Below are 15,566 nucleotides of genomic sequence, written 5' to 3'. Positions count from 1 at the left end.
GCGAAGGGATTTGCGCCGCGGGCCCGCGGTTGGCGTGACATCTTCGTGCCGGTATAGTGGCCCCGCGATGGGCCGCAGCACCTTGCTTTCCGTCCTCTGCGCCCTCGTTCTCGCGGGCTGTGCCGGGAGCGCGCCGGAGGCGGCGCGGTCCAAGGACCGCCTGCTGCGCGCGACGGCCTCGGTCGCCGTGGAGCCGGGCGCCGGCGCGCCAGCGCCCGGGGCAGCGGCGGAGGACGCCGCGCACGCGGACGCGCACGAGCACGAAGACGAGGTGGACGAGGACGGCGCCGAGGCCGACGACGGCCTGGATCTGCGGGTGGATCCGGGCGCCGGCACGCGCGCGCACTCGCCGCTCGCGGCGATGACCGAGGCCCAGATCGAGGAGCTGCTCGCGAAGGACCCGGCGGCGCTGGGGCCGATGTCGGTGGGCGCCACCAACGCGGGCGCGCTGTTCAACGGCATCCGGATGCCCGAGAGCGACCGGTGGGAGCTCGTCGATCCGGGCCACGCCTGGGGCACGCGCGAGACGGTCGACGCGCTCGACCGGGCGATCGCGGAGGTGCACCGGCAGTTCCCGGGCAGCCCGAAGCTCTACATCGGGCACATCAGCGCCCGGGACGGCGGCCGGCTCTCTCCGCACAAGAGCCACCAGGCCGGGCGCGACGTCGACATCAGCTATTTCCTCGACGCGCGGCACCAATGGTACCAGCGGGCCACGGCGGCGAACCTCGATCGAGAGCGCACCTGGGCCTTCGTCCGGGCGCTCATCACCGAGACCGACGTGGAGCTCATCCTCATCGACAGCAGCGTGCAGCGGCTGCTCAAGGAGCACGCGCTGAAGATCGGCGAGGACAAGGACTGGCTCGACGAGGTCTTCCAGTACGGGTCGAGGAAAGCGCGCCCGCTCATCCGCCATGCCCGGGGGCACGCGAACCACATCCACATCCGGTTCTACAGCCCGGTGGCGCAGGAGTCGGCCGTGCGCGCGTACCCGCTGCTCGTGAAGCGCGGGGCGATCAAGCCGACGGCGCACTACGTGCGGCACACCGCGAAGAAGGGGCAGACGCTGGGCTCGCTGGCCCGGCAGTACGGCACCACGGTCGAGGCGATCAAGCGGGCGAACGGCCTGCGCTCGACGGCGATCCAGGCGAAACGCGTCTACAACATCCCGCGGCCGTCGAGCGGCCCCGCCGCCCCGCCGAAGCACGTCGTCGTGCCGCCGCGCCGGCTGCCCCCGCCGCGGGCCGCGGAGGCGTCGCCGCCGGTGCGCCACGACGAAGCCGGGCCGGCGCTGGGCGGCTGAGAGCCGCGGGAGGGGCTCCGCCGCCGGCCCTCCGGGAGCGCGGTCGGCCCGCGGGCGCGGCCTCGGCCCCGCTCAGTGCTTCACGTCGACGACGAGCCGCGCCGGCTTGGTCAGCTCGAGGACGCGGTACTTGTTCGGCGACGAGACCCCGAGCACCCACGTCACCTCGGCCTCGAAGTCGCACGTCCGCTCCAGCTCCAGCGCCACGCCGAGCGCGAGCTTCCGCTCGCGGAACGGGATCGTGGGCTTCCCCTCGTCCGTGTGCGCCGCGGCGGGGGTCATGCGCACGGCGAGCCACCCGTCGCCGGCGATCTCGGTCGCCTCGCCCGAGCCGCACTGCCGCACCGGCTTGTCGATGTAGTCGACGTGGTAGCCCGGCACCGCGTCCCCCTCGAACTCGAACACGACGCGGTCGTAGTGCTCGTGCCGGGCCGCGCGCACGTCGCGCAGGATCGCGACCTTCGCGCCGGCGCGCGGCTTGTCGGTGGCGCCCGCGGTGCCCTCGAACGTGTCGGTGCTCGTGGGATCCGCCGCCTTCGGAGGCCGCGGCGTGGGCGGCTCGTCGTCCACGGCCGGCCCTTCGGGGCGCGTGTCGATCGGCGTCACCTGCGGGACGGGCTGAGCAGGCTCGCTGCCGGCGCCGCCGCGGCAGCCCGCGGCGAGCGACACGGTTGCGGCGGCGAGCAGGAGGTCGGCGGTCCTCATGAGGGGGCATTCATGGCGCCACGGCCGCCGAACGTCCACTGCGACGACGCGGCGCGCGCGCCGCCGCGGGCATCGCGGGGGGCGGCGCGGCCGGCGCGCGCCGCCGAGGATCACCGCGAGGGCGCCCGCGCCCTGGCCAGGATCGCCGCGAGCCGGGGCACGATCTCGTCCACCGCGCGCTCGCCCTTCACCGACCCCTCGATGCGGAGGCGCGTCCCCCGGCCGTCCTCGCCGGGCACGACGAACAGCGGGATCATCTTCGACGCGTAACCGGCCTCGGCGAGCCGATCCCGGTCGCGGTCGAGGTCGAACTCGAGCAGGCGCAGCGCCGGGAAGGCCGCGTCGAGCTGGCCCGCCTTCACGGCGTCGTGGAACCTCGTGCACGGCTCGCACCACGGCGCGCCCACGTAGACGACGAGCTCGCGCCCCTCCCGCCGGGCGCGCTCCCGCGCCGCTTGCACCAGCGCCGGCACCTCGCCGCCGTCCGGCGCGAGCTCGACCTCGGCCCGCAGCGCCGCCGGCCGCGCGACGCCGCTCCCTGCGGCCGGCGCGGAGGTCTCCTCCCGCGAGCAGCCGAGGAGCGCCGCGAGACAGAGCACCAGCCCGGCGCCAGCCGACCCCTTCCGGCCATGACCGTTCACGTCGTCGTCTCCCTCTCGGGCACGGTCTTGCTCACGGCGGCCGGCTGCGCCAGCGCCTCAGGGGAGCACGAGCTTGATCGAGAACACGTAGTCGACGTTGACCGGCCGGCCCTGGTAGGTGACCGGCTTGTAGCGGCTCGCCGCGAGCGCCTCGAGGACCGCCTCGTTCATGTGGGGCACGCCCTTGACGATCCGGCAGCCGGTGAGGCTGCCGGCCGTCGTCACCACGCACTTCGCGAGGACCGTCCCCTCGACCCGCGCCTGCCGCGCCTGCCGCGTGTAGACGACCGCGGGCGCGGCGATCGGCACGGGGCGCGTCATCCCCTCCTGGAACGGCAGGATCTCGGGGGCGGCTGGCGCCGGCGCGGCCGGCGCCGCCCCGGCCCCGGCCGCTGGAGGCTCCGGCGCGGCGATCGCGGCCGGCTGCGCGGCGCTCGGCCCGGCAGCGACGGGCCCGGCGCTCGGCGACGGCCCACCGCTCGGCGGCCCGGCGCTCGGCGGCTCCGCCGGGGGCGCCGGCCCCGGGAGCGCGCTCGCCGCGGCGTGCGGGCTCGGCGCCGGCGCCGCCGCGGCGAGCGCCTCGAGCTCCGCCGAGGCGGTCTCGTCCTCGGGGCGGACGACCAGCACGGCCGGCTTGTAGCCGGGCTTGGTCAGATTGAGCCGGTACTCGGCCGTGGTCCCGGCGCCCTGCAGCACGAGCCGGCACGGGGTCGAAAGGCAGACCTCCGTCCCGCGGTCGGACACGCGGGCCCCGGGCGGGGCGCTCTCGATCCTCACGATCCTGAACTCGGCCGCGGCGCCGGGCTCTCGGCCCACCGAGGCCTCGACGGGCATGGCGAGCGGCACCGGGGCGGGCTGCGCGGCGGCCGGGGCGCTCGCGGCGTCCGGAGCGCGCCCGCGCACGTGCCCGGTGAGCGCCAGCACGAGCCCCCCGCCGACGATCGCCGCGACGAGCGCCACGATGTAGACGGACACCGGCGCAGGACGAGCAGGGCCGACGGAGCCGCCGACGGTCGGCGGCGCCTGGGCTGGAGAGAGCGAGTCGCCCTGCGGCTGGCGGATCGGCGCGGCGGGCTCGCTCGCCCCGGCGCGGGGCGGCGCGCCCAGCCCGCTCGGCGACGGCCAGAGGGCCGAGAGGCGCGGCCCCGAGTTCGACGGCGCGGAGGGCAGCGCGCCGCCGAGCTGCGCCACGGACAGCCGCTCCGGCGCCGAGGCCCGCGCGAGATCGATCGGCTCGCCGGCCGCGCTCTTCAGCGCGATGAGACACTCCTTCATCGACTGGAAGCGCCTGTCCGGGTCCTTCTCGAGACACCGCATCACGATGGCTTCCATCGCCGGCGACACGAGCGCGCCCGGAGCGCTCCCGGCGAGCGGCGGCGGCGGCTCGCTGACGTGGGCCATGAGGGTCGCCGTGGGCACCTTCTTGTCGAACGGCACCTTGCCCGAGAGCATCTCGTAGAGCAGGACGCCGAGCGCGTAGATGTCCGCGCGCGGCGAGAGCTCGTGGCCCATCGCCTGCTCCGGCGCGGTGTACTTGGGAGAGCCGATGAACAGGCCCTTCTGGGTCAGATCGTCCAGGTCCTGCCCCGAGACGTCCTTGACCAGGCCGAAGTCGAGCACCTTGACGAAGTCCTGCTCGTCTCCCTGGTCGACGAGGAGCACATTGCTCGGCTTGAGATCCCGGTGCACGAGGCCGAGGCCGTGCGCCTCGATGATCGCGCGGCAGATCTGCCGCGCGATCCGGCTCGCGCGCGCCTCGGGGAGCGCGCCCTCGTCGTGGAGCACACGGTGCAGCGTACGGCCAGCGATGTACTCCATCGCGATGAAATAAATGCCGCGCGGATCGTCCCTGCCATAATCGAAGACGGTGACGGAGTTCGGGTGGGTGAGCCGCGCCGCGGTCGCGGCCTCGCGCGAAAAGCGCCGGAAGAACTCCGGATCTTGCTCGCGGCGCTCGTCGGGCACGAGGAGCTTGAGGGCGCAGATCCGTCCCAGGGCCGATTGCTCTGCCCTGTACACCTTGCCCATACCCCCGCGCGCGATGAGCGATACGATCCGATATCGACCGGCGATCGTCGCGCCGATGAGCGGGTCTTGACCGCTGCTCCTGGTCGCACCCATGCCGTTCATCATACGCACGACGGCGGGGGCGCGGCTACCCCAACGCCCGTTGTTTCGCGCGTCTTGTCGTCTCGTTGGACTGCGCACCTCGCGATCCCCGCGCGGCTCCGCTCGTTCGACGGTGCGGAGCGGCCGTGTCTGGTGCGCTGTCGGCGGCGCGCTCGATCGCGTGTTCCCGCTGCGCGGCGCGTGTTCCCGCTGCGCGGCGCGTGTTCCCGCTGCGCGGCGCGGTTCATCAGAGAGCACCGGAAGTTTACGGCTGTGTTTCGCGACGACTCCATGTCTGTTGGCCAACCGCGCGCATCGCATCGAGGTGGCCCTCGCACACACACCGCGGCGCGGACGTCGGCGCCTGCCCCTCCGAGGTGGCGCGCTCCGCGACGGCCGGGGGCGAGCCGCCGCGCCGAGCGGCGCGGAGTCGGGCCGGCAATCTGGAGTTCATTCAACGCCCTGGGCGCGATCTCGCCGCTGAAAATCGCGTGGCGGGTCCGGAACCTGGGGCCGGGGGCGCTGTCGATCCCGGGCGTGGACGCGGTGCTCCGCGGCGCACGCAGAGAGCGGTGAAGCTCGCCGCGCGTGCGCCGGGGAACGCCAGAGCGCGGGCCCTCGCGGGCTCGCTCCATTCAGACCGCTCGCTGCGCGGTCCACGCCGCACGCGGGAGCAGGGAAAGGCCTGGCTTCAGATGGATACGTTCAAGTTGGCTCCGAGCATGGCATCCCCGAATCCGTTTCTCGGCAACCCGCCCTTCAGCGCGTCTCCGGCCCGCGATCCCGAGGTGACCGCGGACGCGCCGGAGGGCTCGTACACGTACGCGCTGGTCAAGAGCGCGCCCGAGCTGCCCGCCGCGGAGTGCGAGACCGAGGCGCTGTCCGTCGAGGTGCTGATCCGCTGGGGGAGCAACCTGATCCACGTGGCGCACCTGACCCCGCCGCGCTCCTTCCACGTGGGCGAGCAGGACGGCGCGGAGGGCGCGTGCGACTTCTTCCTCCCGGCGGAGCGGCTGGGCGCGGCGAGGGCGCCGCTCGTGCTCGTCGGCGACGACGGCGAGGTGAGCGCCGTGATCCCGCCGGGCGCGTCGGGGATGATCGAGATCGGGAGCTGCAAGATGACGGTCGCGCAGGCGATCGCGACGGGCCGCGCGGCGGCGGACGCCGCGCTCGGCGGGGCGCGGCGGGTCGCGCTGCCGCTCGGCGCGCGCGCGCGGCTCGACCTCGGCGACTTCGGCTTCGAGGTCGCCGTGGGCAACGCGGGCCGCCGCGTCGCGGGCAAGGTGAGCCTCGACCGCCGGAGCCTGCCGTTCGCCGCGCTCTCGACGCTGGTCCATGTCGGCCTGCTCGGGGCCATGGCCGCGTTCATGCCCCCGCTGGCGATGGCCGACGACGGCGGCGTGAGCGCGGAGCAGGCGTACCTCATGGCGCAGGCGCTCGCGGCGACCGCGGAGCGGGAGCTGCCCGAGGCGACCGAGGGCGCGGAGGCGACCCGCCCGAACGACACCGAGGGCGGCTCGGGCGCGGCCGCGATCGGCGAGTCGGGCAAGGCCGGGAGCGCGACGAGCCGGAAGACCAACGGGCGCTTCGACATCGAGGGGCCGAAGGACAACGCCGACGTGCGGATCTCGCGGGCGCAGGCGCTCGACGACGCGGCCCGCTTCGGCCTGATCGGCGTGCTCCAGGCCGGCCTCGGCGATCCGAACGCGCCCTCGGCCCCCTGGGGCGGCGTCGACACGCTCGGCAACGGGGCGAAGAGCGTGATCGGCAACCTGTGGGGCGAGACGATCGATGAGTCGGGCGGCGCCGGGGGCCTCGGGCTGACCGGCGTCGGCGAGGGCGGCGGCGGGCGCTTCACCGGCATCGGGATGGGCCCCCTCGGCACCATCAACCACGGCAACGGGCTCGGCGACGGGCAGGGCTTCGGCCCGGGCGGCGGCGCGTCGCGCTTCATCAACGGACCCGGCCACAAGGTGAGCGCGCCGCGGATGGGGGTCGGGTCGACCTCGGTGTCGGGCCGGCTCCCGCCCGAGGTGATCCAGCGCATCGTGCGGCAGAACTTCGGCCGATTCCGGCTCTGCTACGAGAACGGGCTGCGCAACAGCCCGAACCTCGCCGGGCGCGTGGCGGTCGGCTTCACGATCGGCCGTGACGGCGCGGTCTCCAGCGTCCAGAACGGCGGCTCCGACCTGCCGGACGCCGGCGTGGTCGCCTGCGTGGTGCGCTCGTTCTACGGGCTGTCGTTCCCGCCGCCGGACGCCGGCATCGTGACCGTGACCTATCCTATCCTCTTCAGCCCTTCCGGCGGCTGACTCGCCCCTTCCGGCGGCTGACCTTCGGTGTCGCCCCGGCGAGTGGTATGCTCTATCGTGCGTGCGTGAGCGCCCTATCCCGAATCCTGAGCACGCTCGGGCGCGCGCGGCGCGCGCCCGAAAAGACCCTTCAAAACCCCTTTCTCGAAGGGAATTACGCCCCTTTCCGGAGCGAGACGGAGTGCGCCTCGCTCGAGCTCGTGTCGGGAGAGGTGCCGGCGGCGCTCGCCGGCGCGCTCTACCGGATCGGGCCCGCGCCGCGGTTCGAGCCGCTCGATCCCGCCCTCTATCACTGGTTCGAGGGCGACGGCATGGTGGACGCGTTCCGTTTTGAAGGCGGGCGCGTGGCGCACCGCCGCCGCTGGGTCCGCACGGACAAGCTCCGCTGGGAGGAGCAGGCGGGCCGGGCGCTCTTCGGCGGCCTCCGCGGCTTTGGCCGGCGCACCTCGGTCGACGGCTGGAAGGCGCTCGGCTTCACGCCGTCCGAGCTCATCGAGCTCCGCGTGCGCGGGCTGCTCGGGCTGCCGCCGCGCGAGGATCAGGTGCGGCGGATCATGCGGGCGCAGGACCGGAGCAACACGAACGTGCTCAGGCTCGCCGGCAGGCTGCTGACGCTCGTCGAGAACTCGGCCGCGCACGAGATCGACCCCGAGACGCTCGCCACGCGCGGGCGCTTCACGTTCGGCGGCGTGCTGGAGGCGCGCCGCATGGTCGCGCACCCGAAGGTCGATCCGGAGACGGGCGACATCTACACCTTCGGCGCCTCGCCGCGGCCGCCGCACCTGACGTATTACGCCTTCTCCGCGGACGGCTCGCTCCGCTTCTCGCGCGACATCGACGTGCCGTTCCCGGCGATGATGCACGACTTCGGCGTCACGGCGACGCGGGCGATCCTCTATCACCTGCCCGCGACCATGCGGTACGAGAACTTCAAAACCTCGAACCCGGTCCGGTGGGAGCCCTCGGAGGGCGCGCGCCTCATCGTGGTCCCGCGGGACGAGCCGGGCGCGCCCGCGCGCACGGTCGATCTCCCCGCCTGCTTCGTCTTCCACACGATGAACGCCTTCGACGACGGCGGCTCCGTCGTGCTCGACGTGGTGCGGTACCCGCGCCTCCCGCTCTTCGATCTCGGCGGGGAGAACCCGAACCCGCCGCTCACGGAGAACCCGGAAGGGCGGCTCACCCGCCTCCGGATCGATCCCGACAAGGGCGCCGTCAGCGAGACCCTGCTGGACGAGGCGCCGGCCGAGTTTCCGATCGTCGATCCGCGGTTCACGGCGCGGCCGTACCGCTACGGCTGGATGGTGTGCAGGCGCGGCGACAGCGACGGCCGGGGGCACCACAACGCCATCGCCCTGGTCGACCACGTCGAGCGGCGCACGCGCTACCACGAGCTCGGTCGATCGAGCTTCACGTCAGAGCCGGTGTTCGTGCCCCGCGGCGAGGGAGCGCCGGAGGGGGAGGGGTGGCTGCTCGCCGTGGTGTACCGCGCCGAGACGGACCGGAGCGACCTCCTCGTCCTCGACGCGCTCGACGTCGAGCGCGAGCCGGTCGCGGTGCTGCGCTGCCCGCACCGGATCCCGTACGGCTTTCACGGCTCGTGGGTGGCGCGCGGCTGACCGCCGCGCCCCCGCCTGCGCGGCTGACCGCCGCGCCCCCGCCTGCGCGCCTCCGGGTCGCTACCGTCCGCCGCCCGAGGCGACCTGGCCGACGGCGCGCTCCGCCTCCGCGATCTCCTGCGCTCGCTGCTGGATCATCACCCCTTGCGGCGGGCCCTGGAAGCGGCGGCGCTCCAGCGCGAACCAGATGATCGCCGTCAGCGCGAACACGATGAGCATGATGACAAGGGCCTTGTCGTTCGGGGGCTGGACGCTCACCACGATGAGCATCAGGCACGCGAGCACGCTGATGACCGCGAGCGGCCGGTACAGCGGGCCGAGGTCCCACGGCCCCATCGTCACCCACGTGCGGCCGTAGGCGCGCACGCCCGCCATCGTGGGCATGACATAGGAGATGTAGAGGAAGATCACGCACACGGCCGTGATCGTCGAATAGACCGGCGTGTACACGGTGAAGGCGATCGTCAGCGCGCTGACGACCCAGATCGCGGTCGCCGGCGTGCGGAACTTCGGGCTCACCTTGCGGAGCTGCTCCGAGAGCGGCAGCCCCCCGTCGCGGGCGAACGCGAAGGTCATGCGCGAGGCGGACGTCACCGTGGCCAGCCCGCAGAGGTACTGGGCGATCGAGATGCCGGCGTAGAGCGCGATCCGGAGCTTCTCCGGGATGACGCTCTCCATGATCCAGAAGAAGACCCCGCCGCCCTTCGACGCGGCCTGGTCCATGTCGGGGATCGCGAGCACGATCGCGCTCAGCATGAGCCAGCCGAAGACGCCGGAGACGAGCACCGCCCGGACGATGCCCCGCGGGACGGTCTGCGCCGCGCCGATCGTCTCCTCCGAGGTGTGCGCCGACGCGTCGTATCCGGTGATCGTGTACGCGGGCAGGAGGAAGCTCAGGAGGAACAGCATCGTCATGCTGTTCGTCTCCGGCCACACGTCGCCCCCCTTCGCCCCGCTGTAGTTCGTGAACGTGACGAGCCGCCCGAGGTCGACCTGGGGCGCGTAGAAGAGCATCGCGAGCGTGAGGATCACCGAGACGACGAGGATGAGGTATCCGCTGAAATCGGTGAGCAGGGTTGTGACGCGGATCCCCAGGTGGTTGAAGAGCGCCTGTGTCCCCGTGATGAGCGTGACCCCGACGATCTGCGTCAAGAGGGCCTGATCCGGGGACATCGTCGCGATGTCGACGCCGAACAGCGGGCCGAGCGAGCTCATGATGAACAGGTAGGCGCCGACGTTGATCGCCGCGAGGACGGTGACGAGGCCGATCAGGTTGAACCACGCGGTGGCCCAGCCGAAGCCCCGGCCGCCGAGGATCGAGGCCCAGTGGTACAGCCCCCCGGCGGTCGGGAACGCGGACGCGACCTGTCCCATCGTGAGCGCGGTGCAGAGCGAGAGCGCGCTGCAGACCGGCCAGCCGATGCCGATGCCGGCCCCGCCGACGCTGCAAAGCCCCATCTGGAACGAGGTGATGCCGCCCGCGATGATACAGATGATCGAGAACGAGATCGCGAAGTTGGAGAAGCCCCCCATCCGGCGCAGGAGCTCCTGCGCATAGCCCATGCTGTGGAGCGTCTTCACGTCCTCGGCGATCACGCCCTCCACGCTGCGCGGCTCGTCGCCGGAGCGCGCCCCGACGTCCCCCTTCGTCTCACGGCTCATGAGCGGTCCCTTTCCTCGACGGTCTTGCGCTCGTGACCGACGGAGCCCGTCGGGATCGGCGCGCCTCGCCGGTGCGCGCCCCTTTCGGGGAGCCCACCCGCGCAGACGAGCGTACATGGGGGCGCCGGCGACTGACCAGCGCATGCGCCGGAACCACGACAAGCACGGTGCGGCGGCCGCCGGCGGTGACCGCCTGCCCCCGCTGCTACCCTCGCCGCGCATGTCCACGACGACGCCCCCCTCGCTCTCGCGCCGGCGCGCCCTGCTCGGCCTCGCCGCGCTCGCCGCGTCGTCGTGCCGGCGCAAGAGCTCGCCGCCCCCGCCGGGGCCCGCGGCGGCGGAGGCGGCCCCCTCCCGCTGGAAGGAGCTCGCCTTCGCGCCGGCCGAAGGGGGCGATGGCCCGCAGCGCGCGCTGCTCCTCGCGCCCGAGGCCGCGGCGCCGCTGCCGCTGCTCGTCGCGCTGCACGGCCGCGGCGAGGCGGTGCGCGGCCCCGAGGCCGGCGCGCGCGGGTGGCGCGACGACTACCGCCTCGACGCGACCCTCCAGCGGATCCTCGCGCCGCCGCTCGCGCCGGACGACCTCGGGCAGATGGTCACGCGCGAGCGGCTCGCGCAGCTCAACGCCTCGCTCGGAGAGCACCCCTACCGCGGGCTGTGCATCGCCACGCCGTTCGCGCCCGACCTCCGCGACCGCTCCGTCGAGGGGGCCGCGGCCTTCGGGCGGTTCGTCGTCGAGCGGCTCCTGCCGCGGGCGCGCGCCGAGAGCGGCTGCCTCGCGGCGCGCGAGGCGACCGGGATCGACGGCGTGAGCCTCGGCGGCCGCCTCGCGCTGCTCGTCGGCCTGTCGCACCCCGAGGTCTTCGGCGCGGTCGGCGCCCTCCAGCCGGCCGTGCGGGCGGACGAGGCAGAGATGTTCTCCGCCCTCGCGCGCCGGGCGCGACGGACCACCGAGCGCCGCGCGCTCGCGCTGCGGCTCGTGTCGAGCGAGGCCGACCCCTTCCTGCCCGCCATCCAGGCGATCAGCGATCGGCTCCGGCAGGACGGCGTCGCCCACGAGCTGCTCATTGTGCCCGGACCGCACGACTATGCCTGGAACCGCGGGCCTGGAGGCGTGGAAATGGTGCTCTGGCACGAGCGCGTCCAGCGCGGGTTGCGCGCGCCGTGATCGCGGCGGTCCGGGCGTCACAAGCCCCTGACCAGGCCGCCGAACCGTGTTACTTCCTCGGCAACGACGTGGCCGACCCGACACGCATCGCCCGCGCCGAGAGCGCGACCGACCCGCCCTCCGTGCGCGAGTGGCTGAAGCCGCTCGAGAGCGCCGGCCAGCGCCGCAGCACGAGCGCGAAGCGCGTCGGCGGCAAGGCGGCCTCGCTCGGCCGCCTGCTGCGCGACGGCTTCCCGGTGCCGCGCGGCTGGGTGCTCGACGCGCGGTGCTTCACGGAGCTCGTCGACCGGCAGCTGCCGCGCGGGCACGACCTCGCCACGCTGATCCGGCTCTCGGGCACGAAGGTCGGCGTCGACCGGGCGGCGCGGGCGCGCGACCGCATCCTGAGCGAGCCGCTGCCGGAGACGCTCTCGGCCGCGCTGCAGGCGCTCTGGCAGACGATCGCGCCGGAGGCGCCGTGGGGGCTCGCGGTGCGGTCCAGCGCCACCTGCGAGGACAGCGACGAGACGTCGATGGCGGGGCTCGCGACGTCCGTGCTCGGCGTGCGCGGCGACGCCGAGCTCGACGCCGCGATCCGGCAGGTCTGGGCGAGCGCCTTCCTGCCGCGCGCGCTCGCGTACCTCGCGCACGCCGGCGTCCGCGACGTCGCGATGGGGGTCGTGCTGCAGGTGATGGTGCGCGCCGAGGCCGCGGGCGTGCTCTTCACCGCGCCCCCGGCCGGGCTCGAGGGCGAGCACTGGCGCGCCGGCGAGCGGCTCGTGAACGCCACGCTCGGGCTGGGCGCGCCGGTCGTCGACGGCGCCGTGGCGGCCGACACCCTCCGGATCGCGCGGGGCGACGGCAAGGTCGTCGCGTCGGCGGTGGCGCAGAAGCGGCGCGCGCTCGTCGTGGGCGCGGCGGGGCTCGAGGAGGTCGCGGTGCCCGCGGCGCGCGCCGATCGGCCGGCGCTCGGCGAGGCCGCGCTGCGGCAGCTCGCCGAGCTCGCCGAGCGGCTCGAGCAGGGCGGCAAGGGCCCGTTCGACGTGGAGTTCGCGGTCGAGGGGGAGGACCCCGGCCGCCTCGCGGAGGACGCCGCGGCCGAGGGGGAGGACCCAGGCCGCCTCGCGGACGACGCCGCGGCCGAGGGTGCGCCGGCCGAGGGCGCGCCGGCGGAGCCGCGGGTGTGGCTGCTCCAGGTGCGTCCGGTGAGCGGCGGCGGCTTCCCCGAGGGGGGCGGCGCCGACACGATCTGGTCGCGCGCGAACGTGGGCGAGGCGCTCCCCGGCGCGGCGACGCCGCTCACCTGGTCGGTGGCGCGCGCGTTCTCCGACCGCGGCTTCCGTGAGGCGTTCGCCGCGCTCGGCTGCCGCGTGCCGCGCGGCGCGCGCCTCGTCGCCAACGTGCACGGGCGCTTCTACCTCAACCTGACCGCCTTCATGCAGATCGCGGCGCAGGTCCCGGGGCTCTCGCCGCGGGCGCTGCTCGGCATGAGCGGCGGGGCGAGCGACCAGCTCATCGCGCGGCTCGCCGAGCAGAGCGCGGGCGTCTCGCGGCGCCGCTTCTACGCGCGGCTGCCGCTCACCGGGCCGCGGCTCCTCCTCCGGCAGGCGCGGCTCGAGCGCGAGGTCGCGGCCTACGAGGGCGAGGCGCTCTGGGCCCAGCGCGCGCTCTCCGAGCTCGACATGACGCTCCTGCCGGACGACGCCATCGGCACCACGCTGCGGAGCGTCTTCCTGCTGCTCGAGCGGACCGGCACGCTGATGCTGCACTGCGCGTCGGCGTCGCTCGCGAGCCACCTCGCGCTCTGCAAGGCGCTCGAGCGGGTCGCGGGCCGCCGCGCCTCGGCGCGCTCGGCCTCGGGCGAGGCGCCCCTCGACGGCCCGGTCGGGCGCGCCGAGACCAACGTCGAGCACCTGGCGCAGGTGCTCGCGGGCGGCGTGCGCGAGCTCGACAGCGCGGGGCCGGGCATCGAGCTCGCCCGGGTGGCCGAGCTCGTCATGCTCGATCGCGCGTCGCGCGAGCGGCTCCTCGCCGGCGAGGTGAGGGGGCCGCGCGATCTGCCCGAGGGGCCGGCGCGCGACGCGCTCGCGCGGTTCCTCGACGCGTACGGCGACCGCGCCGTGCGCGAGGCCGAGCTCGCGACCCCGCGCTGGCGGGAGGACCCGGCGCCGGTCATCGCGATGCTCACCGCGTCGCTGCGCGGGGCGCCTGGCGATCCGGAGCGCGCCCTGGCGCGCGCGCGGGCGCTCGCCGACCGGGAGATGGCGATGCTCGAGACGCGCGTCTCGCGGGTGGAGCTCGCGCTCCTCCGCACGCTGGTCGGCCGCGCGCAGCGCTACGTGCGCCTGCGGGAGCGCATGCGGACGTGGGTGACGCGCGTCCTCGGCATGCTGCGGAAGGTCGCGCTCGACATCGACCGGCGCCTGCTCCGCATCGAGCCCTCGCTGCTCCCCGGGAGCGTGTTCTTCTGCACCTACGAGGAGCTCGTGACGGCGCTCTCCAGCGGCCGCGCCGACGTGGGCCACGTCGTGCGGCTGCGCCGCGCCGAGCACCTGCGCGACGCCGCGCGCCCCGATCCTCCGGCCACGTTCATCGGCCGGCCGCCGCCGGTCGTGCTGCCGCCCGCGTCGGGGGTCCGCCTGCTCGGGCTGCCGGCGAGCCCTGGCGTGGTCGAGGGGCGGGCGCGCGTGCTCGAGCCGGGCGCGCCCTCGCTCGACGCGGTGGCGCCGGGCGAGGTGCTCGTCGCGCGCACGACCGACATCGGCCTCTCGCCGCTCTTCCTCGTGGCGGCCGCGGTCGTGACCGAGCTCGGCGGCCCCATGTCGCACGCCTCGATCGTCGCGCGCGAGTACGGCATCCCCGCGGTGGTGAACGTGCCCGGCGCGACGCTGGCGATCAAGACGGGCGACCGGCTGCGGGTCGACGGCGATCGCGGCGTGATCGAGCGGCTGAACGAGCGCGACGAGCGCGCCGGGCCGCCGTCGCCGAACGGCGCTGCCGGCGGCGCGCAGGGCGACGGCGCGGCGCCGCTCGCTGCGCCGCCCGAATGACGCCCGTATGACGACCGCGCGCTTCCGGGTCGGCCCGTCCGACGGCCCCACGGTGGCGGACGTCCTCGAGCGCCTGGGCGGCGCGTCGCCGGGCCTCGCGGGCGCGGCGGCGGAGGGGCGCGCCTTCCTGAACGCGCGGCGGGCGCGGCCGGGCGACGCGGTGGCCCCCGGCGACGAGCTCGCCGTGTGGCCGGCGCGGCGCGACGCGCCCGGGGCGCCGCCGGTGGAGGTGCTGGCGCGCTGGGGGGAGATCCTCGTCGCGTCGAAGCCGGCGGCGTTGCCGACGGAGCCGGAGCGCCGGGGCACGCGCTCGCTCGTCACCGAGGTCGCGGAGCTGCTCGGCCTGCGCGCGCCGCCGCACGCGGCCTCGCGGCTCGACGTCGGCGTGAGCGGCGTGGTGCTGTGCGCGACGGGCCCGCGGGGCCAGCGGCACCTCGCGGCGATGCGCGAGGCGGGGCGCGTCGCGCGGGTGTACGTCGGCATCGCCGGCGGCCGGGTCGAGGGGGCGGGCACGTGGGACGCGCCCATCGGCGCGGCGCGGTCGCGCGGGCGCAGCCTGCCGGCGGTGGGCGGGGCCGGCGCGAAGGCGGCGGCGACGCGGTACCGCGCGGTCGCCTCGGCCGGCGGCGGCGCGGCGCCGGCCACGCTGCTCCGCCTCGATCCGGCGACGGGCCGCATGCACCAGCTCCGGGTGCACGCGGCGCATGCGGGGGCGCCGCTCCTCGGCGACCGCGACCATGGCGGCGCGCGCTCCGTGACCACGGCGCGGGGCCGTGTGCTCCCGCTCGCGCGCGTCGCGCTGCACGCCTTGCGCGTCGCGGTGCCGGACGAGGCCGGCGAGGAGCGCGCTGCGCTCGCGCCGGTCCCGGACGAGCTGCGGGATCTCTGGGGGGCGCTCGACGGCGACGGCTCCGCGTGGGAAGAGGTGCTGACTGGGACGCCCGAGGCGGCTTTGCCGCTGGCGGCTCCTTCCGGTGGAGCTCGATGACCTCGCCTCGCCCTCTCGCCCGTGCCGCCCTGG

The 15,566-nt window shown here is 75.2% G+C and carries 10 protein-coding genes; 6 read left to right on the top strand and 4 right to left on the bottom strand.

What is annotated here, in order from left to right; all coding sequences use genetic code 11:
• The first annotated feature begins 67 nt into the window (after positions 1-67).
• Positions 68-1,303, top strand: coding sequence for a LysM peptidoglycan-binding domain-containing protein (locus tag WME98_RS16490; protein WP_061623512.1), 1,236 nt, complete (start codon positions 68-70; stop codon positions 1,301-1,303).
• Positions 1,304-1,375: 72 nt separating this feature from the next.
• Here WME98_RS16490 and WME98_RS16485 read toward each other — a convergent pair whose 3' ends face one another.
• The 3 genes from WME98_RS16485 to WME98_RS16475 form a co-directional block, all read right to left on the bottom strand.
• On the bottom strand, positions 1,376-2,008 hold the full coding sequence (locus WME98_RS16485) for an AMIN-like domain-containing (lipo)protein (protein ID WP_437952143.1): 633 nt from the start codon (positions 2,006-2,008) through the stop codon (positions 1,376-1,378).
• A gap of 110 nt (positions 2,009-2,118) precedes the next feature.
• Positions 2,119-2,649, bottom strand: a complete 531-nt coding sequence (locus WME98_RS16480) for a thioredoxin family protein (protein ID WP_437334151.1) — start codon at positions 2,647-2,649, stop codon at positions 2,119-2,121.
• 57 nt (positions 2,650-2,706) lie between these two features.
• The gene (locus WME98_RS16475) at positions 2,707-4,770 is read right to left on the bottom strand and encodes a TonB family protein (protein WP_437952142.1); all 2,064 of its coding nucleotides are present in this window, start codon (positions 4,768-4,770) and stop codon (positions 2,707-2,709) included.
• A gap of 710 nt (positions 4,771-5,480) precedes the next feature.
• Between WME98_RS16475 and WME98_RS16470 the strand changes: the two genes are divergently transcribed.
• Together WME98_RS16470 and WME98_RS16465 are read left to right on the top strand one after the other, a co-directional pair.
• On the top strand, positions 5,481-7,070 hold the full coding sequence (locus WME98_RS16470; RefSeq protein WP_437952141.1) for an AgmX/PglI C-terminal domain-containing protein: 1,590 nt from the start codon (positions 5,481-5,483) through the stop codon (positions 7,068-7,070).
• Positions 7,071-7,135: 65 nt separating this feature from the next.
• Complete coding sequence (locus WME98_RS16465) at positions 7,136-8,689, top strand: carotenoid oxygenase family protein (RefSeq protein WP_437952140.1); 1,554 nt, start codon at positions 7,136-7,138, stop codon at positions 8,687-8,689.
• Positions 8,690-8,749: 60 nt separating this feature from the next.
• Here the strand turns inward: WME98_RS16465 and WME98_RS16460 are convergent, their stop codons facing one another.
• A complete protein-coding gene (locus tag WME98_RS16460) occupies positions 8,750-10,351 on the bottom strand; it encodes an amino acid permease (RefSeq protein WP_437952139.1) in 1,602 nt (533 codons plus the stop codon).
• A 220-nt stretch (positions 10,352-10,571) separates the two neighbouring features.
• Between WME98_RS16460 and WME98_RS16455 the strand changes: the two genes are divergently transcribed.
• From WME98_RS16455 to WME98_RS16445, 3 genes are read left to right on the top strand one after another with little or no spacing between them, the layout of a single operon-like run.
• Entirely contained in the window at positions 10,572-11,516 is a 945-nt protein-coding gene (locus tag WME98_RS16455; protein ID WP_437952138.1) for an alpha/beta hydrolase, read from the top strand.
• Positions 11,513-14,545 (top strand): PEP/pyruvate-binding domain-containing protein, encoded by a 3,033-nt coding sequence (locus WME98_RS16450; protein ID WP_437952137.1) that lies wholly within the window; start codon positions 11,513-11,515, stop codon positions 14,543-14,545. Before WME98_RS16455 ends, WME98_RS16450 begins: the two co-directional genes overlap by 4 nt.
• A 7-nt stretch (positions 14,546-14,552) precedes the next feature.
• Complete coding sequence (locus tag WME98_RS16445) at positions 14,553-15,533, top strand: pseudouridine synthase (protein WP_437952136.1); 981 nt, start codon at positions 14,553-14,555, stop codon at positions 15,531-15,533.
• Positions 15,534-15,566: the final 33 nt, after the last annotated feature.

This window comes from Sorangium sp. So ce296, from assembly GCF_051529605.1.
GTDB lineage: Bacteria > Myxococcota_A > Polyangia > Polyangiales > Polyangiaceae > Sorangium > Sorangium cellulosum_D.
This window is presented reverse-complemented; position numbering and strand designations above follow the sequence as displayed.

Bases quoted from the DNA above. Each gene is read 5' to 3' on its own strand.
- WME98_RS16490 (WP_061623512.1), top strand. From the start codon at position 68: ATGGGCCGCAGCACCTTGCTTTCCGTCCTCTGCGCCCTCGTTCTCGCG.
- WME98_RS16485 (WP_437952143.1), bottom strand. From the start codon at position 2,008: ATGAGGACCGCCGACCTCCTGCTCGCCGCCGCAACCGTGTCGCTCGCC.
- WME98_RS16470 (WP_437952141.1), top strand. From the start codon at position 5,481: ATGGCATCCCCGAATCCGTTTCTCGGCAACCCGCCCTTCAGCGCGTCT.
- WME98_RS16455 (WP_437952138.1), top strand. From the start codon at position 10,572: ATGTCCACGACGACGCCCCCCTCGCTCTCGCGCCGGCGCGCCCTGCTC.
- WME98_RS16445 (WP_437952136.1), top strand. From the start codon at position 14,553: ATGACGACCGCGCGCTTCCGGGTCGGCCCGTCCGACGGCCCCACGGTG.
- WME98_RS16460 (WP_437952139.1), bottom strand. From the start codon at position 10,351: ATGAGCCGTGAGACGAAGGGGGACGTCGGGGCGCGCTCCGGCGACGAG.
- WME98_RS16475 (WP_437952142.1), bottom strand. From the start codon at position 4,770: ATGGGTGCGACCAGGAGCAGCGGTCAAGACCCGCTCATCGGCGCGACG.